This is a genomic window from Mycolicibacterium thermoresistibile (assembly GCF_900187065.1).
Lineage (GTDB): Bacteria > Actinomycetota > Actinomycetes > Mycobacteriales > Mycobacteriaceae > Mycobacterium > Mycobacterium thermoresistibile.
In genome coordinates this window covers 3,995,586-4,021,159 of the sequence record NZ_LT906483.1, presented here as the reverse complement: position 1 = coordinate 4,021,159, position 25,574 = coordinate 3,995,586, and the positions used below count along the sequence as shown (strand labels likewise).

Annotated in this window: 26 protein-coding genes; 15 read left to right on the top strand and 11 right to left on the bottom strand. The window is 69.5% G+C overall.

Annotated features, from left to right (window positions below):
* Positions 1-3: 3 nt before the first annotated feature.
* From CKW28_RS18920 to CKW28_RS18910, 3 genes are all read right to left on the bottom strand, one after another.
* Positions 4-918 (bottom strand): dihydrodipicolinate reductase, encoded by a 915-nt coding sequence (locus tag CKW28_RS18920; protein ID WP_040547498.1) that lies wholly within the window; start codon positions 916-918, stop codon positions 4-6.
* A 314-nt stretch (positions 919-1,232) separates the two neighbouring features.
* Positions 1,233-1,706, bottom strand: coding sequence for a ribonuclease HI (gene rnhA, locus CKW28_RS18915; RefSeq protein WP_003925752.1), 474 nt, complete (start codon positions 1,704-1,706; stop codon positions 1,233-1,235).
* Positions 1,703-2,350 (bottom strand): VOC family protein, encoded by a 648-nt coding sequence (locus CKW28_RS18910; RefSeq protein ID WP_003925751.1) that lies wholly within the window; start codon positions 2,348-2,350, stop codon positions 1,703-1,705. Before CKW28_RS18910 ends, rnhA begins: the two co-directional genes overlap by 4 nt.
* A gap of 103 nt (positions 2,351-2,453) precedes the next feature.
* Between CKW28_RS18910 and CKW28_RS18905 the strand changes: the two genes are divergently transcribed.
* The gene (locus CKW28_RS18905; protein WP_003925750.1) at positions 2,454-3,284 is read left to right on the top strand and encodes an LLM class F420-dependent oxidoreductase; all 831 of its coding nucleotides are present in this window, start codon (positions 2,454-2,456) and stop codon (positions 3,282-3,284) included.
* A 7-nt stretch (positions 3,285-3,291) separates the two neighbouring features.
* Here CKW28_RS18905 and CKW28_RS18900 read toward each other — a convergent pair whose 3' ends face one another.
* The 3 genes from CKW28_RS18900 to CKW28_RS18890 all read right to left on the bottom strand — a co-directional run bounded on the left by CKW28_RS18900 (position 3,292) and on the right by CKW28_RS18890 (position 5,820).
* Positions 3,292-4,053 carry an SDR family NAD(P)-dependent oxidoreductase gene (locus CKW28_RS18900; protein ID WP_003925749.1) on the bottom strand — a complete coding sequence of 254 codons (762 nt, stop codon included), beginning with the start codon at positions 4,051-4,053 and terminating at the stop codon, positions 3,292-3,294.
* 83 nt (positions 4,054-4,136) lie between these two features.
* Positions 4,137-4,889, bottom strand: a complete 753-nt coding sequence (locus CKW28_RS18895) for an STAS domain-containing protein (RefSeq protein WP_003925748.1) — start codon at positions 4,887-4,889, stop codon at positions 4,137-4,139.
* Positions 4,890-4,953: 64 nt separating this feature from the next.
* Positions 4,954-5,820 (bottom strand): LLM class flavin-dependent oxidoreductase, encoded by an 867-nt coding sequence (locus CKW28_RS18890; RefSeq protein ID WP_003925747.1) that lies wholly within the window; start codon positions 5,818-5,820, stop codon positions 4,954-4,956.
* Between the two features lie 67 nt (positions 5,821-5,887).
* On the opposite strand from CKW28_RS18890, the gene CKW28_RS18885 reads away from it, so the two are divergent.
* Both CKW28_RS18885 and cobF read left to right on the top strand, forming a co-directional pair.
* Positions 5,888-6,160: a DUF4235 domain-containing protein gene (locus CKW28_RS18885; protein ID WP_003925746.1), complete on the top strand. Its 273-nt coding sequence runs from the start codon at positions 5,888-5,890 to the stop codon at positions 6,158-6,160.
* Between the two features lie 102 nt (positions 6,161-6,262).
* Complete coding sequence (gene cobF / locus CKW28_RS18880) at positions 6,263-7,000, top strand: precorrin-6A synthase (deacetylating) (RefSeq protein ID WP_003925745.1); 738 nt, start codon at positions 6,263-6,265, stop codon at positions 6,998-7,000.
* On the opposite strand, the gene CKW28_RS18875 is transcribed toward cobF, so the two are convergent.
* Positions 6,982-7,836 (bottom strand): sulfurtransferase, encoded by an 855-nt coding sequence (locus tag CKW28_RS18875; RefSeq protein WP_003925744.1) that lies wholly within the window; start codon positions 7,834-7,836, stop codon positions 6,982-6,984. The genes cobF and CKW28_RS18875 overlap by 19 nt on opposite strands.
* Entirely contained in the window at positions 7,833-8,912 is a 1,080-nt protein-coding gene (locus tag CKW28_RS18870; RefSeq protein ID WP_040547019.1) for a ketopantoate reductase family protein, read from the bottom strand. The genes CKW28_RS18875 and CKW28_RS18870 overlap by 4 nt, the downstream gene beginning before the upstream one ends.
* 75 nt (positions 8,913-8,987) lie before the next feature.
* On the opposite strand from CKW28_RS18870, the gene CKW28_RS18865 reads away from it, so the two are divergent.
* The 6 genes from CKW28_RS18865 (at position 8,988) to CKW28_RS18840 (ending at position 13,408) form a co-directional block, all read left to right on the top strand.
* Positions 8,988-9,383 carry a phage holin family protein gene (locus tag CKW28_RS18865; protein ID WP_003925742.1) on the top strand — a complete coding sequence of 132 codons (396 nt, stop codon included), beginning with the start codon at positions 8,988-8,990 and terminating at the stop codon, positions 9,381-9,383.
* 27 nt (positions 9,384-9,410) lie between these two features.
* Complete coding sequence (locus CKW28_RS18860) at positions 9,411-10,280, top strand: Fpg/Nei family DNA glycosylase (RefSeq protein ID WP_003925741.1); 870 nt, start codon at positions 9,411-9,413, stop codon at positions 10,278-10,280.
* Positions 10,281-10,303: 23 nt separating this feature from the next.
* The gene (locus CKW28_RS18855; protein WP_003925740.1) at positions 10,304-11,065 is read left to right on the top strand and encodes an SDR family oxidoreductase; all 762 of its coding nucleotides are present in this window, start codon (positions 10,304-10,306) and stop codon (positions 11,063-11,065) included.
* Positions 11,062-12,144, top strand: a complete 1,083-nt coding sequence (locus tag CKW28_RS18850) for a S1C family serine protease (protein ID WP_003925739.1) — start codon at positions 11,062-11,064, stop codon at positions 12,142-12,144. The genes CKW28_RS18855 and CKW28_RS18850 overlap by 4 nt, the downstream gene beginning before the upstream one ends.
* Positions 12,145-12,558: 414 nt before the next feature.
* The gene (locus CKW28_RS18845) at positions 12,559-12,852 is read left to right on the top strand and encodes a helix-turn-helix transcriptional regulator (protein WP_003925738.1); all 294 of its coding nucleotides are present in this window, start codon (positions 12,559-12,561) and stop codon (positions 12,850-12,852) included.
* Positions 12,845-13,408 (top strand): hypothetical protein, encoded by a 564-nt coding sequence (locus CKW28_RS18840; protein WP_003925737.1) that lies wholly within the window; start codon positions 12,845-12,847, stop codon positions 13,406-13,408. Before CKW28_RS18845 ends, CKW28_RS18840 begins: the two co-directional genes overlap by 8 nt.
* 48 nt (positions 13,409-13,456) lie before the next feature.
* On the opposite strand, the gene pgi is transcribed toward CKW28_RS18840, so the two are convergent.
* Complete coding sequence (gene pgi / locus CKW28_RS18835; protein ID WP_003925736.1) at positions 13,457-15,124, bottom strand: glucose-6-phosphate isomerase; 1,668 nt, start codon at positions 15,122-15,124, stop codon at positions 13,457-13,459.
* A 49-nt stretch (positions 15,125-15,173) separates the two neighbouring features.
* Between pgi and CKW28_RS18830 the strand changes: the two genes are divergently transcribed.
* Both CKW28_RS18830 and CKW28_RS18825 read left to right on the top strand, forming a co-directional pair.
* On the top strand, positions 15,174-16,625 hold the full coding sequence (locus CKW28_RS18830; RefSeq protein WP_003925735.1) for an NAD-dependent succinate-semialdehyde dehydrogenase: 1,452 nt from the start codon (positions 15,174-15,176) through the stop codon (positions 16,623-16,625).
* A gap of 160 nt (positions 16,626-16,785) precedes the next feature.
* Positions 16,786-18,957 (top strand): acyltransferase family protein, encoded by a 2,172-nt coding sequence (locus CKW28_RS18825; RefSeq protein ID WP_003925734.1) that lies wholly within the window; start codon positions 16,786-16,788, stop codon positions 18,955-18,957.
* Positions 18,958-18,976: 19 nt separating this feature from the next.
* Here the strand turns inward: CKW28_RS18825 and CKW28_RS18820 are convergent, their stop codons facing one another.
* Positions 18,977-19,297, bottom strand: a complete 321-nt coding sequence (locus CKW28_RS18820) for a chorismate mutase (protein WP_050811969.1) — start codon at positions 19,295-19,297, stop codon at positions 18,977-18,979.
* 203 nt (positions 19,298-19,500) lie between these two features.
* On the opposite strand from CKW28_RS18820, the gene pcrA reads away from it, so the two are divergent.
* The 4 genes from pcrA (at position 19,501) to CKW28_RS18800 (ending at position 24,857) form a co-directional block, all read left to right on the top strand.
* Positions 19,501-21,876 (top strand): DNA helicase PcrA, encoded by a 2,376-nt coding sequence (gene pcrA / locus CKW28_RS18815; protein ID WP_061252258.1) that lies wholly within the window; start codon positions 19,501-19,503, stop codon positions 21,874-21,876.
* 32 nt (positions 21,877-21,908) lie between these two features.
* Positions 21,909-22,544 (top strand): TetR/AcrR family transcriptional regulator, encoded by a 636-nt coding sequence (locus CKW28_RS18810; RefSeq protein WP_003925731.1) that lies wholly within the window; start codon positions 21,909-21,911, stop codon positions 22,542-22,544.
* Positions 22,545-22,784: 240 nt separating this feature from the next.
* A complete protein-coding gene (locus tag CKW28_RS18805; RefSeq protein ID WP_003925730.1) occupies positions 22,785-24,434 on the top strand; it encodes a flavin-containing monooxygenase in 1,650 nt (549 codons plus the stop codon).
* A gap of 45 nt (positions 24,435-24,479) precedes the next feature.
* On the top strand, positions 24,480-24,857 hold the full coding sequence (locus tag CKW28_RS18800; protein WP_003925729.1) for a nuclear transport factor 2 family protein: 378 nt from the start codon (positions 24,480-24,482) through the stop codon (positions 24,855-24,857).
* Positions 24,858-24,875: 18 nt separating this feature from the next.
* Here the strand turns inward: CKW28_RS18800 and CKW28_RS18795 are convergent, their stop codons facing one another.
* Positions 24,876-25,514 (bottom strand): hypothetical protein, encoded by a 639-nt coding sequence (locus CKW28_RS18795; RefSeq protein WP_003925728.1) that lies wholly within the window; start codon positions 25,512-25,514, stop codon positions 24,876-24,878.
* Positions 25,515-25,574: the final 60 nt, after the last annotated feature.

Genomic DNA, 25,574 nt, shown 5'->3' with positions numbered 1-25,574 from the left:
CCATCAGCGCCGAACCTGCCGTGACACGATCGCCGGGCCCGCCAGGGGTGTGTCCAGCAGGCCGGGCGGGGCGTCGACGACCGCCGGTATCGCATTGACGGCCGCCATCGCCGTCGTCGCCACCCCCGGGTTGATGGAGTCGTCCCGACCCGGTTCCAGCCGGAGATCGAGTGTCATGTTGGGGTTGCCCTCGATGCGGAACACCATGCCGCCGCCGGGTTGTACCGGGCGGGGCCAGGTGTCGGGCCACGGCGTCGAGGTGACCGTCGCGAAGTACTGCACGGCCGCGACCGGCCGGTCGTCGTGCACGGCGGCGAGCCGCCAGCGGTGTCCGCAGATCGTGCCGGCCGGGATCACCCCGAGCGCGGTGTCGAGATCGCGCGGAGCCAGGATCGTCTCCCAGTCCAGCGCGACCCGGTCGACGTCGACCGCCAGGATGTCGGCGATGTAGCGCACCACCGGTTCCCAGTCGTCGTTGACCTTTCCGGCCGCGATGCGCACCGGCACATGTCCGTCGGGTTTGCCGAAGCCCATGGACTCGTGCAGCACGTCCCAGATCGGGTAGGCGAGGTCCAGATCCAGCGCGTACTCGTCCATGCGGTAGGAGTCGACCACACCGGCGCCGGTCAGCAGCGCCGTCGGCAGGTTCAGGCTGACGAAACCGGGCTCGCAACCGGTCGCGTAGAAGGTGGCGCCGCCGCGCTGCGCGGCCTTCTCGATGGGTTCCCGCCAGGCCGGGGGAGCGGCCTTCGGATACACCATGGGAATCGCCGAGATCGTGACCACGTTGATGCCGGCCGCCAGGTAACCGGCGATGTCGGCGATCACCTCATCCTCACGGCGGACGGCCGTCGCGCAGTAGGCGATGCAGTCGGGTTCGGCGGCCAGCACGGCGTCCACATCGCCGGTGGCCGCCACGCCGATGTCGGGGCGGCCGCACAGTCGGCCGGCGTCCATGCCGACCTTCTCCGGCGTGGACACCTTCACCCCCACGAGCTGTAACGCCGGATCGTCGATGATCGCCCGCAGTGCCACGCTGCCGGTGTGACCGGTGCCGACGTGCACGACGCGCCGGGCGCGCGCCGGGTCTCTCGCTGGGTCTGACGTCACGGATCCCCCTCACAGCGGGCCGGGCGAGAACGGTTGCCACCCATCGGCTCGCGCCATACTGTAAACGATTCCAGTAGGGCTTACCACTGCTCTTTCGGGCGGGGAGGGGGAAGCGGGACCGGTCAGGTGAGCAGGGCGGCCGCCTCGAGCGCCTGGCGCAAACCCCTGGCCGCCAGCTGGTCGGCCAGTTCGTTGTCGGCCACCCCGGAGTGACCTTTCACCCAGAACCACTCCACGCGGTGCCGGGCGCAGGCGGCCTGAAGCCGTTGCCACAGGTCGACGTTCTTCACGGGTTGGCGGGCGGCGGTCATCCAGCCGTTGCGTTCCCAGCCGTGCACCCATGTGGTGATGCCGTTGCGCACGTAGGTGCTGTCGGTGTGCAGATGCACGACGACCGGCCGGGTGAGCGCCTCCAGCGCCATGATCGGCGCGGTCAGTTCCATCCGGTTGTTGCTCGTCACGCCGGCGTCACCGCCGAAGATCTCGCGGACGTGGCGGCCCTGGCGCAGCACCGCGCCCCAGCCGCCGGGGCCCGGATTGGGCCGGCAGCCGCCGTCGGTGTGGATGATGACGGGGGCCTCGTCGAACGCGCTCATGGGCCCAGAGGATAGGGGGTCGAGATCATCGCCGTTCGGACCGACATCCCCAATTCGCGGTTGCGCACGGTGGTGATGCGGCGTCCCGGCTGAACCGCGTCCTTGACCGGTGCGGTGTGTTCGCCGAAGAACGCTGCGGTCGCATCGATGTCGGCGACGGTGTAGGTGATGCCCCACAGCGTCGACGGGCCGTCGCCCGACGTGTCCGGCGCCCCGACGACCTCGAGAATCACCTCGCCGACGCGGTAGAACACCTGCCGGACCGGTGCTCCGCCGAGCGCGGCGTCGCGGGTGCGGCGCGGGTCCAGACCCACCGCGGCCAGCGCGGCCTGGGTCCGCTGCAGATGCGGCGACATCAGCACGACGTGATCGATCCCGGTCACCCCGTTGGGGTGCTCGGCCCGACTCGTCTCGGCTCGGTGCATCCCGGCGCGCGACGTCGGGATGCCGTCCAGATCCCCCGGAACCCCCGCCGGCAGACCCCGAAGCGACCAGCCGACCATTCCCCGGCCCCGATCGCGGCCCAGCAGCCGGACGGCCACCGTGCCGACGCGGCAGACGCCGTCGGCGTCGACACGGAACCCGGCCCGCCGCCACGCGTCGGCCGGATCGGCGGCCCACAGTTCGTCGAGGGTGACGGTCACCGGGCACAGCCTAGACGCGCCGGCATGAACCACCCCGGCGCCGGGAATAAGCCGGTTGGTGCGCATTGTTCGGACCACGCGTCGGGAACGAGGAGGCAGCCAGATGAGATTCGGGATCTCGACCTTCGTCAACGACGACACCATCGACCCGGTGTCGCTGGCCACGGCGATCGAAGAACGCGGTTTCGACGCGCTCACCGTCGCCGAGCACACCCACATTCCGGCCAGCCGCGAATCGCCGTATCCCGAAGGCGGTGAGTTGCCCAGCGTCTACTACCGCACGCTCGACCCGTTCGTCACGCTCGCCGCGGCCGCCGCCGTGACGTCGCGGATCCAGTTGATCACCGGGATCGCGCTGCTGATCCAGCGTGATCCCATCATCACCGCCAAGGAGGCCGCCAGCATCGACCTCATCTCCGACGGGCGTTTCGTGTTCGGGGTCGGCGCCGGCTGGAACCTCGAGGAGATGCGCCACCACGGCACCGACCCGAGGACCCGGGGCGCCCTGCTCGACGAACGCATCGAGGCCGTCAAGGCCCTGTGGACGGACGAACCCGCCGAATATCACGGCCGTTTCGTCGATTTCGGTCCGTCGTACCTGCGGCCGAAACCCGTGCAGAAGCCGCATCCGCCGATCGTCGTCGGCGGCAACTCCGACGCCACGGTCAGGCGCATCATCCGGCACGGCGCCGGCTGGATGTCCAACCCGCACCCGCCGGAGATGCTCAAGAGGCGCGTCCAGCAGATCCGCGACGGCGCGGGACACGACGTGCTGTTGACGACGTTCGGCACCCCGGTCGACCCCGGCTACTGGGAGGTCCTCGAAGAGCTCGGCTATCAGCAGGCCAATCTGTTGCTGCCGACCAGACCGCGCGACGAGTCGCTCAGAATGCTCGACCAGTTCGCCGAGCGGGTCGCCGGGTACCGCGGCTGACCGCCCGTCAGGTGATGGTGATCCCGCCGTCGACGACGATGGTCTGCCCGGTGACATATCCACCGGCGTCGGAGACCAGCCACACCAGCGTCGCGGCCAGCTCCTCGGGGTCTCCGGTGCGGCCCATCAGCACCCGCGGCATCTGGCTGTCCAGATAGCCGGGCTTGTACTGGTCGGTCATCTCGGACTTGAAGAAGCCCGGCGCGATGGCGTTGACGCGGATGCCTTTCCGCGGCGTCCACTGCTGGGCGAGGTCCCGGGTCAGCCCGATGACACCGGCCTTGCTGGCGCTGTAGGCCGCCTGCGGCAGGCTCGCGGTGGTGATGCCGAGGATGCTGGAGATGTTGACGATCGAGCTGCCCGGCCGCATCACCCGGCCGCAGGCCTGCGCCGCCCAGTAGGAGCCGTTCAGGTTGATGTCGATGACGGTGCGGAACTCCTCCGGGGTCTCCCGGGTGGCCGGCACCGCGGTGCCCACCCCGGCGTTGTTGACCAGCACGTCGACCCGGCCGAACTCGGTCATCGCGGCGTCCACCATCTCCTGGCACTGCTGCGGGTCCACGACGTCGGTGGCCACCGTCAACGCGCGCCGCCCGGTCGCGCGGACCTGCTCGGCGGTCTGCTGCAACCGCTCCACGCGGCGGGCGGCGAGCACCACGTCCGCGCCGGCCTCGGCGCACGCCCGCGCGAACGCGACGCCCAGCCCGCTCGATGCGCCGGTGACGATGACGACCTTGTCGTCCAGACGGAACTTATCCAGAACACCCATGCCGTCATCTCATCATTGCCGGTCACCGGCCATGCGCGGGGGCCCGTGCCCGGGGTCATGCCCCGGCGCCACCCGGGCGGCGGTCAGATCCGATTCTCCGGGCCGAGCACCGCCCACACCGTCTTGCCCGCCGGTGACGGTGCGGTGCCCCAGGCTCGCACCAGCCTCGCGACGGTGTGCAGCCCGGCCGGTGCGGCCGCGGCCTCCCGGTCCTCGCGCAACGTCGGGGGAGCCGGATCGTCGTCCTCGACCGCGACGGTGACCGTCTGCCCGTCGGTCTCCAGCCGCACCCCCGGCGCGCTGTCGGTATGGACGAGCACGTTCTCGACGAAGGTGGTGATCACCACCTTGGCCACCCCGATCAGCTCCTCCTGCGACCAGCGCGCCAGCACGTCGGCCACCAGCCTGCGGGCGCGCGGCAGGCTCGCGGTCCCGGCCGGCAACTGGGCGCGGACCCGCCTCCGCAGTCCCGGCGGCGCGGTCGCGAGCGCCCGCTGCGCGGCGTCGTGGCTGGCGTATACGGGCACGAACCGGCTCACGCCGTTGCGGGCCAGGGCCCGGCGGCCGGGCTGCGCGCCGCACACCAACAGGATCGGCACCTCCGGCCAGCGGGTGATGTGCCAGTACGCGCTGGCGAACACCGCCCAGGCCGATTCGTCCGGCACGTCGAGCCCGTCGACGTCGACGATCACCGCACGGACCTCCGCCAGCGCAGCGGTCACGATGCAGTCGCGGGCCCGCCGGTAGGAGCTGGCGTCGAGGCGGCCGCTGAGGCGGAGCGTTGTCGCGTCGTCCGCGGTTTCGGAGGAGACCCGCAGCGGGTCGACGGCGGCCATCCGACCCCGGTTACCCCGGCCGGTGCGGTGGTAACCCCGCCCGTGACCGCGTCAGAGTTCGGCGTCAGAGTTTGGCGATGACGTTCTCGGCGAACATCTCCAGATTGCGGATCTTGTCGGCCAGCGGTTCGGTGTCCGGACCCTTGATGTAGGGCACCCGGAACCCGACGATCACATCGGTGACGCCCTTGTCCTGCAATCGCTTGATGCCGTCGACGGTGTAGGCGTCCATCGAGATGACGTGGATCTCGAACGGTCCGGTGGCGCCGGCCTCCTCCCGAAACCGCTTGAGCTTGGCCAGAAGATGGTCGAGTTCCTCACCGTCGCCGCCGCCGTGCATCCAGCCGTCGTTGCGGGCGGCCCGGCGCAGCGCCGCATCGGCGTGCCCCCCGATCAGGATCGGGATCGGCTTGCTCGGCGCGGGGGTCATCTTGGTCTTCGGGATGTCGTAGAACTCGCCGTGGTACTCGAAGTAGTCGCCGGTGGTCAGCCCGCGGATGATGTCGATGCACTCGTCCATGCGTTTACCGCGCTTGGCGTACGGAACCCCCATGACCTCGTAGTCCTCCGGCCACGGGCTGGTGCCCACACCCAGGCCGAGCCGGTTGTCGAACATCGCCGCCAGCGAGCCCGCCTGCTTGGCGACCAGCGCCGGCGGGCGGATCGGCAGCTTGAGGACGAAGAAGTTGAACCGCAACGTGGTGGTGGCGGCACACAGCGCCGACGCGAGCACGAACGACTCGATGAACGCCTTCCCGTCGAGGAACTCGCGGTCACCGTCGGGGGTGTACGGATACTTCGAGTCGGACTCGAACGGGTAGGCGACGCTGTCCGGGATCGTCATGGCATGATATCCGGCCGCTTCGGCGGCCTGCGCCAGCGGGATGTAGTAGGACGGGTCGGTCATCGCTTCGGCATAGGTGAACCGCATGCCCCCGATACTAGAACGTGTTCTAGTGGGCGTTTGGGGAATCGGTGCCCCGGGAACGTTCGGCTCCATGAGCGCGGTCTCCAAGATGCTGTACAAGCCCCTGTCCATCGCCATCAGCGTGGCGGGCGGACTCATCGCCGGATGGGTGTTCAACCAGGTGTGGCAGCGGCTCAGCCGGTCCGGTGAGGAGCCGCCGGAACCCAAGGACCTGTCCCGCTCCGGCACCGAGGCGCTGATGGCCGCCGCCGTGCAGGGGCTGATCTTCGGCCTGGTCCGCGCCGCGGTCGACCGCGCCGGGGCGAAAGGGTATCGGGCCGTCACCCACGACGAACCGAACTGATCACCGCGTCGACCGTGAAGGTGTCGGAGAGAGAGCGCCGCACGGACGGTTACGCCGCCGCCGCGGCCGTGAGCGGTGACCCGACCCGGCATACTCGCGTGCGTGCCTCGACACATCCATGTCATCGGGATCGGCGCCGGTGACCCCGACTATGTCACCGCGCAGGCCGTCGCGGCGCTCAACGACACCGACGTGTTCTTCGCCATGGACAAGGGTGAGGCCAAGGACGATCTGGTGGCCCTGCGGCGGCAGATCTGTGAACGGTTCATCGAGCGGCCGGGCTACCGGTTCGTGGAGTTGCCCGACCCGCCCCGGGCCCGCGACGGCGACTACCGGCAGGCCGTCTCCGACTGGCACGCCGCCCGCGCGCGGATCTGGGCCGACGCCATCGCCACCGAGCTCGGGCCGGACGGGGTCGGCGCCTTTCTCGCCTGGGGTGACCCGTCGCTGTACGACAGCACGCTGCGCATCCTGGACCGGGTCGCCGAACACGTCGAGATCAGCTACGACGTCATCCCCGGCATCACCGCCATCCAGGCGCTGACCGCCCGGCACCGCATTCCGCTCAACGACGTCGGCGAGCCGGTGCTCATCACCACCGGACGCCGGCTGCGTGAGCACGGGCTGACCGGTGCGGCCGTGGTGATGCTCGACGGTGAATGCTCGTTCCTCACCTGCCCGCCGCAGACCCGGATCTGGTGGGGCGCCTACCTCGGGACCCCGGACGAGCTCCTGCTCGCCGGCACCGTGGGCGCGGTGGGGAAGCGCATCGAAACCGTACGCGCCGAGGCCCGCGCCCGGCACGGCTGGATCATGGACACCTATCTGCTGCGGCCCTGACCGGCGCCGACCTCGACCGGCCGGCCGGGTTCCGAACACCACTGGGACCACGAACCCGGGAACAACGCCGCGTCCACTCCGACGCTCGCCAGCGCCGCCACCACGACCGCGGCGGTCACCCCGGAGCCACAGTACGCCGCGACGTCGGTCTCGGGGTCGATCGCCAAGTCCCGCACCAGGCGTCGCAGTTCGTCGTGGTCGCGGAAGCGGCCCCCGGCCAGCAGGCTGGTGCTCGGCAGATTGACCGCCCCGGGGATGTGACCGGCCACCGGGTCGACCGGTTCCCGCTCGCCCCGGAACCGTTCGGGCGCACGCGCGTCGAGCAGCACCGCGACCCCGGACACCCGGTCGGCGGTGACGGTCCGGCGGGCGCCGGAGTACAGATCGTGGTACCGGACGGTCACCTCACCGGGCTCGGGATCGACTGGGCCGGTGTGCAATTCCCCGGTCCATGCGGACAGGCCACCGTCGAGGATGCGGACGTCGTCGATACCCGCGGCGGTCAGCACCCACCACGCCCGCGCCGATCCGGCGCCGTTCCAGTCGTCATAGACCACCACCGGAACCCCGGCGCGCACACCCCAGCGGCGTGCCGCGGCCTGCAGATCCGGCCCGGACGGCAGGGGGTGCCTGCCGCGGCCGGGCACCCGGTGATCGGACAGCTCGTTCTCGAGGGAGACATACACCGCGCCGGGCAGATGTCCCTGCTCGTAGGCCGCCCGGCCGTGCGGGCGGGTCAGCTCCCAGCGCACGTCGAGCAGGGTGACCGGCCGGCCGGAGTCGAGCAGGCGCGCCACCTCCCCGGCGGAGATCAACACCCTGTCCCGGTCCGTCATCGTCCCTCCACCATCACGTCGGCCCCCAGCGCCTCGCCGACCAGTCCCAGCGCCTCGGCGAGTTCGCCGCCCGAGTACCGCCCGGGCGGGTGCCCGTCCCGTGCGGCGGCCCGGGCCAGCCGCGCCAGCCCCGCGTTGACCGGCGCGGTCATCCCGTGACGATGTGCGATGCGGACGATCTCCCCGTTGAGGTAATCGGTTTCCACACTCCCACTGTTGCGTGCCAACGACTGCCAGGTGGAGTTCGCGACGACGTCACCGGCGTCGGCGACGTCTCGGTCCCGCGGGCCGTGGCGGCGGGCCTCCCGCTCCACCTCCGCCGGGACGAATTCGATACCGGCGTGGCGCAGCACCGCCTCACCCTCCCGCTGGGCCGCCGCAATCACCACCGGATCGCCCCGGCCCGAACCGGTGAGCGCCACAACCGCATTGGCGAGGTTGGCGAGCAGCTTGCGGTACTTCCACGGCGCCACGTCCGGCGGCCGCGCAACCAGCAGGCCGGCCGGAGTCCAGGTGGCCGCGATGTCGGAGAGCAACCGATCATCCTCGGCGTCGGCCAGATCCGCCGGCCACCGTGAGATGTGGAACTGTCCCGCGACCGGCCAGGACCGCACGATCACCTCCCCGGGGACGACGTGCGCGGCCGGCATCCACACGCACACCCCGAACACCCGGGCGAAGAACCGCAGCGCCATCTCCTCGGCGACCACCCCGTTCAGCGCGGTCAGCACCGGCAGCGTGGACCCGGCGGTGCCGACGACGGTGTCGCCGTGATGAACGGGCCGATCCACCCAGGCGTGCAGCGCATCCTCGAGGTGCTGGGTCTTGGTCGCGAACACCAGCACATCCCGGGAGGTCAGGCGGACCTCGGCGGGGTCGGCGGCGGCGGTGACGCCGATCTCGAACGTGCCGTCGGGTGTGCGCAACGTCAGTCCCCGGTCCGCCAGGGCCTGCGCATGGGCGCCGCGGGCCACCAGCACCACATCGGCGCCGGACCGGGCCAGCAGTCCGCCGACGGTTCCGCCGATGGCGCCGGAGCCGACGATCACGTAGCGGCGGTGCTCAGACGAAGTCACGGTGCCGATCCTCCCCGTAATGCGCGCGACGTGCCATCCGAGCCGTGCGGCGCGATGCCGTGACAAGATCACGTCATGGGCGCATTCCTGCTCCGGGCCGCGGTGACGGGCTTCGCGTTGTGGGTGGTGACGCTGATCGTGCCCGGGCTCAGCTTCGTCGGCGGTGACGACACCCTGGAGCGGGTCGGCATCATCTTCGTCGTCGCGGTGATCTTCGGGCTGGTCAACGCGTTCATCAAACCCGTCGTGCAGCTGTTGTCGATCCCGCTGTACCTGCTCACGCTGGGCCTGTTCCACATCGTGGTCAACGCGCTGATGCTGTGGATCACCGCCTGGATCACCCGGCACACCACCGGGTGGGGCCTGCACCTCGACGACTTCTGGTGGACCGCGATCTGGGCGGCGATCGTGCTGTCGATCGTCAGCTGGGTGCTGTCGCTGGTGGTCGGCAACGCCAAGCGCGTCACCTGACGCGGTTCCTGCGGCAGACTGGACGGCATGCCCGAACTGCCCGAGGTGGAGGCGCTGGCCGACCATCTGCGCCGGCACGCGGTCGGACAGAGGATCCTGCGGATCGACGTGGCGGCGCTCTCGGCGCTCAAGACCTTTGACCCGCCCGTCACCGCACTACACGGACGGACCGTCACCGACGTGCACCGCTGGGGCAAGTATCTCGGTGTGCGGTGCGCAGAGCTCCATCTGGTCACCCACCTGTCCCGGGCGGGCTGGTTGCGCTGGTCGGACAAGTTGTCCACCACCCCGCTGCGACCCGGCAAGGGGCCGATCGCGCTGCGGGTGCACGTCGGCGACGGGGCCGAACCGGCCGGGATCGGCTTCGACCTCACCGAGGCCGGCACCCAGAAGCGGCTCGCCGTATGGGTGGTCGACGACCCCGCGCAGGTACCCGGTATCGCCGCGCTCGGGCCGGACGCCCTCGACGTCGACCGGGACACGCTCGCCGAACTGCTGGGCAGGAGCACCGGCCGGATCAAGACCGTGCTCACCGATCAGAAGGTCATCGCCGGAATCGGCAACGCCTACAGCGACGAGATCCTGCACACCGCGCGGCTGTCCCCGTTCGCCACCGCGAACCGCCTGACCGCACCGCAACTCGACGCCCTGCACGAGGCGATGATCGGGGTGCTCACCGACGCGGTGCAGCGGTCGGTGGGCCAGCAGGCGGCCACGCTCAAGGGGGAGAAGCGGGCCGGGTTGCGGGTGCACGGCCGCACCGGGCTCCCGTGTCCGGTGTGCGGCGACTCGGTGCGCGAGGTGTCGTTCGCCGACAAGTCGTTCCAGTACTGCCCGACCTGCCAGACCGGCGGCAGGATCCTCGCCGACCGTCGGATGTCGAAGTTGCTGAAGTAGGTTGCGGGAGTAACTTGTCCCAGATGACGTCCCAGAAGACACGACAACGGATCCTGATCACCGGCGCGAGTTCGGGTCTGGGCGCGGGGATGGCCCGGGCGTTCGCCGCCGAGGGACGTGACCTGGCGTTGTGCGCACGTCGCGTCGACCGTCTGCACGAATTGCGCGACGAGCTGCTCGACCGTTATCCCGGCATCACCGTCGCGGTGGCGGGGCTCGACGTCACCGACCACGACCGGGTGCCGAAGGTGTTCGGCGAGCTGGCCGACGAACTGGGCGGCATCGACCGCGTCATCGTCAACGCCGGGCTGGGCAAGGGCGCCCCGCTGGGCTCGGGGCGGCCGGCGGTCAACCGCGCGACGATCGAGACGAACCTGCTCGGCGCCCTCGCCCAGATCGAGGCCGCGATCGAGATGTTCACGTCGGCCGGCGGCGGGCATCTGGTGCTGATCTCATCCGTGCTCGCGCGCCGCGGTGTGCCGGGGGTGAAGGCCGCCTACGCCGCCAGCAAGGCGGGGGTGTCGTCACTGGGCGAGTCGCTGCGCGCCGAGTACCGGTCCGGGCCGATCAGGATCACCGTGCTCGAACCCGGCTACATCGAATCGGAGATGACGGCGCGCTCGCAGTCCACGATGCTGATGGTCGACACCGGAACCGGGGTGCGGGCGATGGTGGCGGCCATCGAACGCGAAGTCGGACACGCCGTCGTGCCGGGGTGGCCGTGGCGCCCTCTGGCCCGGTTGTTCAAGATGGTGCCGGTGTCGATGTTGAGGAGATTCGCATGAGCCGCTTGGGGCCGGTGCCGCGCCGGGTGTCGGTGGCGCTGGTGTCGATCGGCGCCGTCGTGGCGCTCACCGTGACCGGCTGCCTGCCCGTCGACACCCGCAGGAACAGCGCGACCACCACCCCCGAGGCGCCCGCGACCACCACCGAGGCGCCCACCGGGCCGTCGACGCCGTCGGGGCCGGTCGGACCCGCCGCCGGTTTCGCCGATGTGGTGGAACGCGTCGGCCCGAGCGTGGTCACGGTGCGCACCGGCGACGGGGTGGGCAGCGGGGTGGTCTACCGCCCGAACATCATCATCACCAACGCCCATGTCGTCGGCCGGGCCCGCGAGGTCGTACTGACCTTCGCCGACCGGGAGGAGGCGGCCGGCGAGGTGTTGGCCACCGACACCATCACCGATCTGGCGGTGGTGCGCTCGCAACGCGGAAACCTGCCGGTGCCGGAGTTCCGCACCGAACTGCCGCGACCGGGGGAGTGGGCCGTCGCGATCGGCAGCCCGCTGGGTTTCGAGAACACCGTGACCGCCGGGGTGATCTCCGGGTTGAACCGCGCCATCCCCGGATCGGGGACCTCGACCCAGTCGCTGATCGACCTCATCCAGACCGACGCGCCGATCTCGCCGGGTAACTCGGGCGGTGCCCTGCTCGACGTGGACGGGCGGGTCGTCGGCATCAACGAGGCCTACATCCCACCCGAATTGGGCGCGGTGTCATTGGGATTCGCCATTCCGGCGGCCACCGCGATCGACGCCGCCGACCAGATGCTGGCCGACGGCCGGGTCACCCATCCGTTCCTGGGGGTGTCGCTGGCCCGGCTGACCCCGTCGATCCGCCGGCAGCTCAATGTGGGCGCCGAGGACGGGGCGCTGGTCACCGTGGTCGACCGGGGCGCGCCCGCGGCGGAGGCCGGGCTGCGGCCGGGCGATGTGATCGTCGAATTCGACGGTAAGCAGGTGCGCAACGTCGAGGATCTGCTGACCGCCCTGCGGCAGTCCCGGCCGGGAGCCCGGGTGCAGGTGGTGTTCATCCGCGGCGGGCAACGTCAACAGGTGACGCTGACGGTCGGTTCCCGCAACTGACGCTGCTCTGGTCCGGCGGGCGTGCCGCGACGTGCGTTCTCGGCATGCGGACCGGTTTGGCGAGCACCCTGCACCGGGCATACATCGGGCATGTGCCGGGCATGTGTCGGGTGTCGGTCGCGACGAGTGTCGGTCGCGACGAGCGCGTCCTGGCTGCGGCGACCGTGAGTTGACGGCGTCGAGTGTGCCCTGGCCGTCTCGAGCGTGTGAGAACCGCGTCGAGTGTGCCGCTACGGTGCGTTTTCGAGCCGTGACGCTGCGTGCGGACACGGTCGGGTCAGCGTCCGCACGCTCGGCGCCACCACCGCACACTCGACGCCGCAGGTGTCCGCTCGCCGACCGCGCTCACAAGATATCGCCAACGATTTGAAATTTTCATTGACAGATCGTTGGGAAAACACAACACTTAGTTGTATGAGTCCGGTCAGACGGGGTAAGACGTCCCCGATCTACAACCGCATCGCGGTCCTGCGCGCGGAGCGGCAGATGTCTCGCGCGCAGCTCGCGGAACTGATCGACGTCAACCCGCAGACCGTCGGCGCGCTGGAACGGGGCGATCACTATCCCAGCCTCGACCTGGCGTTTCGTATCTGTGCGGTGTTCGATCTCCCGGTCGAGGCCGTGTTCTCGCGCGAACCGTTCACCCCGTTGTCGACCGAGCTCTACCGAAAGGACGGACGACCGCACGAAGGGACTTCCCATGCCTGACCGAACCCCCCGAACGTCCGGCCCCACCCTGCTCGACCGTTACCAGGACTACCGCGCCCGGCGGTTCCTCAAGAATGAGCGCACCTATTTCCACGCCCTTCCGGGGTGGCGCACCCAGCGCCGGCGCCGGATGCTCGTCGTCATCCTGGCGCTGTCGCTGGCGACGATGGCCGTCGTCGGTGTGGTGTGCGCCCTGGGTTTCCGTCAGGCGGCCCTGGTCTGGCTGCCGGCCACCCTGGTCTTCTTCCCGACGTTTTTGGTGTTGCAGATCGTGTCCGGCCGCCAAGGTGACGCACCGCCGGCCGTGCTCGACGAATACGAGATCCAGCAGCGCAACAACGCCCGGTCGATCGGCCTGACCGTGACACAGAACCTGGTGCTGCTGCCGATCCTCTACCTCATCATGATGTCGACGATCATGCGCGACGTCGACGCCCGCACCGCGCTCGACATGGCCTATGCGGGCGGGATGATGGCGCTGGCGGCGCTGCTGATCGGCGGATGCCTGCCGGTGATGATCCTGGCCTGGACCCGGCCCGATCCCGACGCCACCTAGGGATTTCGGCGTGCCGGCGGTCGCTCAGCGACCGTCAGCACGCCGAAATCACGCGGACCGGCCCCGCTCGGCGCGGTACCTGCGCACCAGGGCATCGGTTGACGAATCCGATTGCGGCGGAGGCACTTCATCGCCGGCGATCACCGGCAGCAGCGCCTTGGCCTGGGTCTTGCCCAGCTCCACACCCCACTGGTCGAACGAGTTGATCCCCCAGATCACCCCTTCGGTGAACACCTGATGCTCGTAGAGCGCGATCAACTGGCCCACCACCGACGGTGTCAGCTTCGTGCCCAGAATGCTTGTGGTGGGCCGGTTTCCGGGCATCACCCGGTGTGGGACCAGTTCGGCCGGGGTCCCTTCCGCGGCGATCTGGGCGGCGGTCTTGCCGAACGCCAGCACCTGGGTCTGGGCGAAGAAGTTGCTCATCAACAGGTCGTGCATGCTGCCGGTGCCGTCGGCGGTGGGCAGATCGTCGGTGGGCTCGCTGAATCCGATGAAATCGGCGGGAATCAACCGGGTGCCCTGATGCAGCAGCTGATAGAACGCGTGCTGGCCGTTGGTTCCGGGCTCGCCCCAGAAGATCGCACCGGTGTCGCAGGTGACCGGGGACCCGTCGGCCCGCACCGACTTGCCGTTCGATTCCATCGTCAACTGCTGCAGATAGGCCGCGAACCGGGACAGATCATTGGAGTACGGCAACACCGCGCGCGACTGGGCACCGAAGAAATTGTTGTACCACAACCCGATCAGCCCCAGCAGCACCGGCGCGTTGCGCTCCAGCGGTGCGGTCCGGAAGTGCTCGTCGACGGTGCGGAAGCCGGCCAGGAACTGCGCGAACCGCTCCCGCCCGATCACCGCCATCACGCTGAGCCCGATGGCGCTGTCCACTGAATACCGTCCGCCGACCCAGTCCCAGAACCCGAACATGTTCGCGGTGTCGATGCCGAACTCCTCGACCAGCCGGTGGTTCGTCGATACCGCCACGAAATGTCTGGCCACCGCGTCCTCGCCCAGCGCCTCGGTGAGCCACCGGCGCGCCGCGGTGGCGTTCGTCAGTGTCTCCAGCGTCGAGAACGTCTTCGAGGCGACGATGAAAAGCGTTGTCGCCGGGTCCAACCCGTCCAGTTTGGCCACCAGGTCGGCGGGGTCGACGTTGGAGACGAAGCGTGCCGAGATGCCCGCGTCGGCGTAGTGGCGCAGCGCGTCGTACACCATCACCGGCCCCAGATCCGAGCCGCCGATGCCGATGTTGACCACCGTGGTGATGCGCTGCCCGGTGGCGCCGGTCCACTCGCCGCTGCGCAACCGGTCGGTGAAGTCACCCATCCGGTCCAGCACCTCGTGCACATCGGCCACCACGTCCTGCCCGTCGACCACCAGCTCGGCGTCCCGGGGCAGCCGCAGCGCGGTGTGCAGCACCGCGCGGTCCTCGGAGGTGTTGATGTGCGCACCGGCGAACATCGCGTCCCGATGCTGCTCCAGCCCGGCGGTGCGGGCCAACTCCACCAGCAGCCCGAGGGTCTCCCGGGTGACCCGGTGCTTGCTGTAGTCGATGTAGAGATCCCCGACGGTCAACGCCAATTCGGTGCCCCGGTCAGGATCCTCAGCGAACAACTCCCGCAGATGCCGGTCACGGATCTCACCGTGATGACGGCTCAGGGCCTGCCAGGCCGGGGTCGCGGTGATATCGGAAACACGCGGAAAATCGGAGCTCACCCCGATGAGGGTAGTGCGCCGAACCGGGCGAACGGGTAAGACAAACAGTATGGATTCCAGGGTCGAGCAACTGTTGGCGTCGGTTCCCACCGGATTGTGGATCGGCGGTGAGGAACGGGCCGGCACGTCGACGTTCGAAGTGCGCAACCCGGCCGACGATTCGGTGCTGACCACCGTCGCCGACGCCTCCGCGGCCGACGCCGCCGCCGCGCTGGACGCCGCCTGTGCGGTGCAGCAGGAGTGGGCGGCTACCGCGCCGCGGCGGCGCGGCGAGATCCTGCGCGCGGCCTTCGAGGCGATCACCGCCCGCGCCGACGACATCGCCACCCTGATGACCCTGGAGATGGGCAAGGTGGTGGCCGAGAGCAAGGGCGAGGTCGCCTACGGCGCGGAGTTCTTCCGGTGGTTCGCCGAAGAGGCGGTCCGCATCGGCGGCCGCTACACCCCGAGCCCGGCCGGCAACGGCCGCATCCTGGTCACCAAACAGGCCGTCGGCCCGTGTTACGCGATCACCCCGTGGAACTTCCCGCTGGCCATGGGCACCCGCAAGATCGGCCCGGCGCTGGCCGCCGGCTGCACGATGATCGTCAAACCCGCGCAGGAAACCCCGTTGACGATGTTGTTGCTGGCCAAGCTGATCGACGAGGCCGGGCTGCCCAAGGGGGTGTTGTCGGTGCTGCCGACCAGCAACCCGCGCCCGCTCACCGAGGCGCTGATCGGTGACGGCCGGCTGCGCAAACTCACCTTCACCGGGTCCACCGGGGTGGGGAAGGCGCTGGCCCAGCAGGCCAGTGCGAAACTGCTGCGCACCTCGATGGAGCTGGGCGGCAACGCGCCGTTCATCGTGTTCGACGACGCCGACATCGACGCCGCGGTGGACGGCGCGATGCTGGCCAAGATGCGCAACGGCGGCGAGGCCTGCACCGCCGCCAACCGGTTCCACGTCGCCAACGCGGTGCGCGAGGAGTTCACCGAGAAGCTGGTCAAACGGATGAGCGAGGTGACCCTCGGCAACGGGCTCGACGGGTCGTCGACGCTGGGGCCGCTGATCAACGCCCAACAGCGCGACACCGTCGTGGAACTGGTCACCGACGCGGTCGAGCGGGGGGCGACGGTCGCGGTCGGCGGCACCGTGCCCGACGGCCCCGGCTGGTTCTACCCGGCGACCGTGTTGACCGACGTGTCGGCCGACGCGCGCATCCTCAAGGAGGAGGTGTTCGGTCCGGTCGCCCCGATCGTCGGATTCGACACCGAAGAGGAGGGCATCGCCGCGGCGAACGACACCGAATACGGTTTGGCCGCCTACATCTACACCCGTTCGCTGGATCGGGCGCTGCGGGTGGCCGAGGCGATCGAGTCCGGGATGGTCGGTGTCAACCGCGGCGTGATCAGCGACGCCGCCGCCCCGTTCGGCGGAATCAAGGAATCCGGGTTCGGCCGGGAGGGTGGCACCGAGGGCATCGAGGAATATCTGGAGACCAAGTACATAGCCCTGACATGACGCCCTGACATGACGCCCTGACATGACGCCTTGCCGTAACTCCTTGACATAGCCCGACATCTGTAACCCGGGAAACAGTCGGCCGCTCCCCGGCCGTGTCTCCCGGGGATGGGAGCGCGCCGCGCCTAAGCTTGCTGCGTTGAACAGAAAGGGCAGCCAGGTGTCGGCAGTGCGTACTGCTGAACCCCATCGGGAACGGGGCAGATGGGTTGACCCGGTCTCTCGTCCCGGCTACCGGGGCGCGCCGAAGGCCCGGGACCGGCGCGACGGCATCCCCGCGCTGGACGGTCTGCGCGCCATCGCCGTCGGGCTGGTGCTCGTCGGGCACGGCGGAATCCCCGGGGTGTCCGGCGGATTCATCGGCGTCGACCTGTTCTTCGTCCTCAGCGGGTTTCTGATCACGTCGCTGCTGCTGGAGGAACTCAACGCCAGCGGCCGGATCAGCCTGACCGGATTCTGGGCTCGCCGCGCCCGCCGGCTGCTGCCCGCGCTGGTGCTGATGGTGCTGGCCGTCGCGTTCGCCCGCCAGGTGTTCCCGCCCGAGGCGGTCGCCGGACTGCGCGACGATGCGCTGGCCGCGCTGTTCTGGGTGGCGAATTGGCATCTCGTGGTGCAGGAGACCGACTACTTCACCCAGGGCGGAACCCCGTCCCCGCTCCAACACACCTGGTCGCTGGGGGTGGAGGAGCAGTACTACCTGCTGTGGCCGCTGGTGGTGCTGGGGTTGACGGTGCTGCTGGCCGTCGTGGTGCGTCGCCGCGGCCGCCGGCTGCCCATCGGCGCGGTGCGGGCCGCGGTGTTCGTGCTGGCGACCGCCGGGGTGATCGCGTCCGCGGCCGCCGCGGTCTGGATGGCCCGCACCGGCACCGTCGGCGAGGACACCGTCAACCGGGTGTACTTCGGCACCGACACCCGCGCGCAGGGTCTGTTGATCGGTGCGGCCGCGGCGGCGCTGCTGGTGCGGGACTGGCCCGCGCTGACCGCCGGCTGGTCGGTGATCCGGACCCGGTGGGGCCGGGTGCTGGCCCGGTTGTTGCCGGTTCTCGGGCTGGTGTTGATCGGCGCCGCCGCGCACCACCTGACCGGCAGCGCCGAGGAGTTCCGTGCCGGGGCGCTGACCGTGGTGGCGCTCGCCGCGATCCTGGTCATCGCCCCGGTGGCGCTGGACCAGGACGGCCTCGTCGCGCGGCTGCTGTCCTGGCGGCCACTGGTGTTCCTGGGCGCCATCTCCTACGGCGTCTACCTGTGGCACTGGCCGATCTTCCTGGCCGTCAACGGTGAACGCACCGGCTGGACCGGGCTGCCGCTGTTCGTGGTGCGCTGCATCCTCACGGTCGGGATCGCGACGCTGTCGTGGTGGCTGATCGAACAGCCGATCCGGCGATGGCGTCCGGTGCGGGTGCCGCAGCTGCGGTTGGCCGTCGCCACGATGGCCACCGCCGCGGTGGTGACCATCCAGTTCGTGCCGGTCGGTGTCGGCCCGGGCGGGCCGGCCGCCGACGGGCTGCCGCCCGGGGTGTCGACGGCGGCGCTGGTGGAGCCGATCGAGGCGGCCCGCCGGGTGACGCCGGTGCAGCCCGGGCCCCGTGAGCACACGGTGTCGGTGTTCGGCGATTCGGTCGGCTGGACGCTGATGCGGTATCTGCCGCCGATGCCGGGCATGACGTTCATCGACCGCACCACGATCGGCTGCGGTCTGGCCCGCGGTGGCCCGTACCGGCAGCTGGGGGAGACGCTGAACCAGAAGCCGGAGTGCGATGTCTGGCCGGCCCGCTGGACGCAGCGCATCAACTACGACAAACCCGACGTCGCGCTGCTGATCGTCGGCCGGTGGGAGATCGTCGACCGGGTCTTCGAGGGCCGCTGGACGCACATCGGCGACCCGGCCTACGACGCCTATCTGACCGGTGAGCTGCGCCGCGCGCTGGACATCATCTCCTCGACGGGTGCCCGGGTGATCGTCACCACCGTGCCCTACAACCGGCGCGGGGAGAAACCGGACGGCAGCCTGTACCCGGAGGATCAGCCGGAACGGGTGGACCGGTGGAACCGCATCCTGCGCAGCGTCGTCGACGAGTATCCGGGTGTGTCGGTGCTGGACCTGAACAAGAAGCTGGGGCCGAACGGCCGCTACACCGCGAAGGTGGACGGGGTGCGGGTGCGCAGCGACGGCGTGCACTTCACCCCGGAGGGCGTAGAGTGGCTGGCGCCGTGGCTACAGGAGGCCGTCGCGCCCCCAAACACACCGGCACCGGACAAACCGGCACCGGAGCCGGCCACCCCGAAGCCACCCCACAAGCCACCCCACAACAACCGGCCCGTCGCGGAATAGTGTTCCGCGGGCCGGGAGGTCAGTGGCCGAGGCGGCCGCGGCCCAGCCGCAGCAGCAGCATCGCGAGCTCGCGGCCTTCCGGGCCGAGCACGCTGTACCGCTCGATGACCTTCATCTCCCGGCTGTGCACCAGACGGGTGCCGCCGGATGCCATCCGGGTCTTGCCGATCAGCCTGGACACCTCGGTGCGCCGCTGCACGGCCTCGAGGATCTGCGCGTCGAGTTCGTCGATCTCGCGGCGCAGCGCGTCGATGTCGACCGAGGTGTCGGAATCCGCCTGGGTCTCGGTTGTCATCTGGGAATTCTCCGTCTTCTCGTTGTGTGGACTGTCAGGTCTCATCCGGTGTCCGGGCCTCCACACAAGAGACAAGCCCCGAATCCGGATGCGGACCTCGGGGCTCTGCTGAAGGCAGTCAGACCACGGGCACCGCTACCGGCACCCGTGAAAAAATCGTCCCTGCCATTTGAGCACGCAATCAAGTATTCCACTCCGGACATGCCGGCGCAAAGATGTCGCCTCGCGGCGGTAGGTTGGTTCGCGAGATGACGACCGCGACCGAAGCAGATCAGATCCTGGAGGGCCTCAACCCGCAACAGCGCCAGGCGGTGCTGCACGAGGGCTCCCCGCTGCTCATCGTCGCCGGCGCAGGCTCCGGCAAGACCGCCGTGCTGACCCGTCGCATCGCCTACCTGCTGGCCGCCCGCGATGTGGCCGTCGGCCAGATCCTGGCCATCACCTTCACCAACAAGGCCGCCGCCGAGATGCGGGAACGGGTGATCGGGCTGGTGGGCCCGCAGGCCCGCAGCATGTGGGTGTCGACGTTCCACTCCACCTGTGTGCGGATCCTGCGCAATCAGGCGTCGCTGCTGCCCGGCCTGAACTCCAATTTCTCCATCTACGACGCCGACGACTCGCGGCGGCTGCTGATGATGATCGGCAAGGATCTGGGGCTGGACACCAAACGGCATTCGCCGCGGCTGTTGGCCAACGCCATCTCCAACCTCAAGAACGAGCTGATCGATCCCGAACAGTCCGCGGCCGAAGCGTCGGAGGCCTCCGACGAGCTCGCCCGCATCGTCGCGGAGGTCTACGCCGAGTACCAGCGCCGGCTCCGCGCGGCCAACGCGCTGGACTTCGACGACCTGATCGGTGAGACGGTCGCGGTGCTGCAACGGTTCCCGCACATCGCCCAGTACTACCGGCGCCGGTTCCGGCACATCCTGGTCGACGAGTACCAGGACACCAACCATGCGCAGTACGTGCTGGTGCGCGAACTCGTGGGCCACCACCAGGCCGCGGATCAGGCCGCGGATCAGGCAGCCGATCCGGCCGCCCCCGCGGTGCCGCCGTCCGAACTGTGTGTGGTCGGCGACGCCGACCAGTCGATCTATGCGTTCCGCGGCGCCACCATCCGCAACATCGAGGACTTCGAACGCGACTTCCCCGACGCCACCACCATCCTGCTGGAGCAGAACTACCGCTCCACGCAGACGATCCTCAACGCCGCCAACGCCGTCATCAAGCACAATCCGGGCCGCCGGGAGAAGCGGCTGTGGACCGACGCCGGTGAGGGTGATCTGATCGTCGGCTACGTCGCTGACAACGAACACGACGAGGCCCGCTTCGTCGCCGAGGAGATCGACGCCCTCGCCGATCGCGGCGAGATCAGCTATTCCGACGTGGCGGTCTTCTACCGCACCAACAACTCGTCGCGGGCGCTGGAAGAGGTGTTCATCCGCGCCGGGATCCCGTACAAGGTCGTCGGCGGTGTGCGGTTCTACGAGCGCAAGGAGATCCGCGACATCGTCGCCTACCTGCGGGTGCTGGACAACCCGGGCGACTCGGTGAGCATGCGGCGCATCCTCAACACCCCGCGCCGCGGCATCGGCGACCGCGCCGAGGCGTGCGTGGCGGTGTACGCCGAGAACACCGGCATGAACTTCAACGACGCCCTGGTGGCCGCGGCCGAGGGCAAGGTGCCGATGCTCAACACCCGCTCGGAGAAATGCATCAAGGCGTTCGTCGATCTGCTCGACGATCTGCGCGGCAAACTCGACGATGACCTCGGCGACCTGGTCGAGGCGGTGCTCGACCGCACCGGGTACCGCTCCGAACTGGAATCCTCCAACGATCCGCAGGATCTCGCCCGGCTCGACAACCTCAACGAACTGGTCAGCGTCGCCCACGAATTCAGCATCGACCTGGCCAACGCCGAAGCGCTGGGCGGCCCGGAGGACGAGGACGTCCCGGAGACCGGGGTGCTCGCGCAGTTCCTGGAGCGGGTGTCGCTGGTCGCCGACGCCGACGAGTTGCCCGAGGAGGGCGCCGGCGTGGTGACGCTGATGACGCTGCACACCGCCAAGGGCCTGGAGTTCCCGGTGGTGTTCGTCACCGGCTGGGAGGACGGCATGTTCCCGCACATGCGGGCGCTGGGCGATCCCACCGAACTGTCCGAGGAACGGCGGTTGGCCTATGTGGGCATCACCCGTGCCCGCCGCCGGTTGTACCTGACCCGCGCCAAGGTCCGGTCGTCCTGGGGGCAGCCGATGCTCAACCCGGAATCCCGTTTCCTGCAGGAGATTCCACAGGAGCTGATCGAATGGCGGCGCACCGACCCGACACCCGGCGCCGTCGGTGTGCGGGGGATGGTCAGTGCGCCGGGGAGCGGGGTCGGGCGGTTCGGCGCACCGGAGCACCGCCGGCCGGCCCCCGGGCGGGCGGGGGCCGGCCGGGCGGGGGCGCGTAACCGTCCGCTGGTGGTGCTGCAACCCGGCGACCGGGTGAACCACGACAAGTACGGGCTGGGTCGGGTCGAGGAGGTGTCCGGCGTCGGGGAGTCGGCGATGTCGCTGATCGATTTCGGCAGCGCCGGCCGGGTCAAGCTCATGCACAACCACGCGCCGCTGCAGAAACTCTGACCCCAGCGCCGATGCGATACCGTCAGTGAACGATGTCCAAGCCCCGCGTCCGTAACCGATACTCAAGCGGTCCCACGCGGGGCGAACAGCGACGTGAGCGGTTACTGCAGGCGCTGGAGGATCTGCTGGCGTCCCGCCCGTTCGCGGCGATCGAGGTCGGCGACATCGCCCGCGCGGCGGGCCTGTCCCGATCGGCGTTCTACTTCTACTTCCCGTCGAAAGCCGCCGCCGTGGGCGCCATGCTCGGCGATGTCTTCGGCGAGATCAGCGATGTGCTCGACAAGTGGACCGAGCTGGGGGACAGCGTCGCCGCCCGCCGCCGGGAGGTCTACGACAGCTTCGAACGGGTCGTCGCCATCTGGCGTCAGCATGCACCGCTGATGGCCGCCATGTTCGACGCGGCCTCGACGGATGCCGAGGTCCGGGCGATGTTCGAGGGCCACATCGACAGCTTCGTGGACGGATCCGCGGCCCGGATCCGCCATGAGCGTGCGGTGGGGGAGGCGCCCGACGGGCCCGACCCGGAGGCGCTCGCCCGGGTGCTGGTCGGCATGAACGTCAAGGCCCTGGAGCGGGACATGCGCGCCATCACCAGCGGAGCTCCGGCGGACGCCGACCTCCCGCGGGTGCTCGCGTTCGTCTGGGGCCGCGTGCTCTACGACGCCTGACCGGGCGTCATCTTCCTCGTCATCATCTTCCTCGTCATCCCTCCTGGCGCCGGCGTGCGCCGGCCGCGGTCTCGTCATGCGTCGAAGAAACTGCACGCGTGTCGAATTTATTCGACGCGCGTCAGTTCTCGAGTATGTTAGGGGCGTCACAACCGTCGGCGGAAGTGGCGTGAGCGCCCGGCCGCCGGTCGCGGAACAGATGGATTTCCCGAGGGATTTCCGTAAGGGATAGGAGCCCCCATGTCACCGTCGGAAGTCGACGTCCTGATCATCGGCGCCGGGTTCGCCGGGCTGCGCATGTTGATCGAAGCGCGTTCCAGAGGTCTTCGGGCACGTGTCCTCGAGGCGGGATCCGACGTCGGCGGGACCTGGTACTGGAACCGGTATCCGGGCGCGAGGACCGACACCGAAGCGTGGACGTACTGCTTCAGCTTCGACCCCGAGCTGCTGCAGGAGTGGGAGTGGCAGGACCGCTACCCGTCGCAACGTGAGGTGCAGGCCTACCTCGACTTCGTGTGCCACCGCCACCGGCTGCGCGAGGACATCGAGTTCAACCAGCGGGTGACATCGCTCATCCGCGACTCCGGGAGCAACACCTGGACCGCGACGACCGAAGCCGGCGGCCGGTACCGGGCCACCTATGTCGTCGCCGCAACGGGCGGGATCGCGCATGCGTACCGGCCGGACATCCCCGACTTCGACACCTTCCGGGGCGAGTGGTACATGTCGGCGGCCTGGCCGAAGGAAGGCGTCGACTTCAGCGGGAAACGAGTCGGCATCATCGGCACCGGATCGACCGGCGTGCAACTGATCCCCCAGATCGCCCAGACCGCCGGGCATCTGACGGTCTTCCAGCGCACCCCGAACTTCGTGCTCCCCGCGCGCAACCACCCCCTCGAAGAGGAACAGCGCAAGGCGATCAAGCGGGACTACGAGCAGATCTGGCAACTCGCGCACAATCAGGTCTTCGGCTTCCCGATCCCGCCGGCCGGCCGGAACGCGCTCGACACGCCGCCCGAGGAGCGTCGGCGCATCCTCGAAGAAGGCTGGGAGAAGGGCGGATTCCGCTTCATCTTTGAGACGTTCGACGACCTTTTCGTCTCCGAGGAGGCGAACGAGATCGCGGCGGAGTTCGTGCGCGACAAGATCCGGTCCATCGTGCACGACCCCGAGGTGGCCGAACGGCTCTGCCCGACGAACCATCCGCTGGGCACCAAACGGCCGCCCATCGGCACGAACTACTACGAGACCTACAACCGCGACAACGTCACCCTCGTCGACCTGCGCAGCGATCCGATCGAACGGATGGTCCCCAACGGCATCCAGACCGCAAGCGGCGTCGTCGAACTCGAGGTGCTGGTGTTCGCCACCGGCTTCAAGGTCGGCACCGGCTCGTTGGAGCAGATGGATGTGCGCGGTGAGCGCGGCGTGGAGTTGAAGGAGGTGTGGCGCGACGGCCCGCAGACCCTGATGGGCGTCGGCGTCGCCGGATTCCCCAACTTCTTCCTGATCGGCGGGCCGCATTCGACCATCGGCAACGCGCCGCCGGTCGCCGAACGGGCCTCCCGGTGGATCGGCCAGGTCATCGAGCACCTGGGCCGCACCGGCGCCCGCGCCATCGAGCCGACCCAGCAGGCGATGGACGAGTGGGCGGGTCTGCTGCAGGCGATCGTCGACACCACCCTGCTGGAGAAGGGCAAGGCCGCCAACTCGTGGTTCTTCGGGGCGAACACCCCCGACGGGCCCAACCGCATCGTGCTGTACGCCGCCGGTGTGCCGGCCTACTTCGACGAATTCAACCGGTCCGAGGCGAACGGCTACCCGGGTTTCACCTTCCATCAGGACAGCAGCGAGGGTGACGCCGCACAGCTGGCGACCTCCGCCAACTGAACGACCACCCGAATCAGAAACACCCGAGATTGACAGGAGTCATCGATGACCGATTTCGCGGCCGCGTCCGACGAGTTCTTCCGCGCCTACAACGACTGCGACATCGACGAGGTCGAGCGGAGGCTGGCGCCGGACCTCGACTTCGCCCACCACAACCGGGGATTCGCCACCCGCGATCGGGGAGAGCTCATCGCGGTGTTGCGTCAGTTCGTCGCGACGATCATGCCGGACCGGAAGTTCTCCGAACCCTCCCGCGTCACCGTCTCCGGTAACACGGTGATCCGGGAGGCCACCTGGAGCGGCCATGCCAAAGAGGACATCCCGGGATTCGGCACGGCCGGGGAGTTCATCGAACTGCAGCTGTGCAGCGTGCTGCGCTTCGACGACGACGGAATCATCGTGGAGTGGAAGGACTACGGCTGACCGCGGCCCGGTGGGTGGTCAGCTGAGATCGGCCCACCGCCCGGTGGCGGGCAGGACGGTCAGCACGATGCTGGTCACCGGCAGGATCGGGATGGCGTAGACCACCGGCGGCAGCGCGGCGCCGGCCACGAACAGGCTGCCGAAGATCAGCAACCCGATCACCCCGCCGACCACCGTCAACAGTCGGCCCAGGCGGCGGCGCAACAACATCAGGATCAGCCCGCCGATCATCGCCGCCGCCGACACCGCGGTCAGGAATCCCACGGCCACACAGAACAGCCGGTCGGTCCGCCACCACCCGGTGATCAGATCGGTGGCGATGACGGCGGTGGCCCATCCGCTGAGGATGGTCACCACCGCCGCCGCGACCGTGGTTCCGGGGCCACCCGGGCGGGCCGCCGGCGTGCCGGGCGCCGGCGCGGACGGCCCGGTGCCGGGCTGGGGAATGAAGGTGGTCTGCTGTTCGGCGGCGCCCGGGATCAGGCTGGTGCGCGGCTCGCCACCGGTGTCGGCCGGCTGAGTGAGTGCGGGGAGCGCGCCGGTCGGGTGGCGCCGGATGATCCGCGGCCGATCCGCGCCCCGGTCGGCGGAACGTTCGGACGGTTCGGACGAAGGCCCGGCAGACCCGGACGGTTGGTCTTCGGGGCCGTCACTCACAGATATCCACCGTAATCCCGTGCGGATCCCGGGTGGTCCGGACTTATCGGGCCGGGCCGC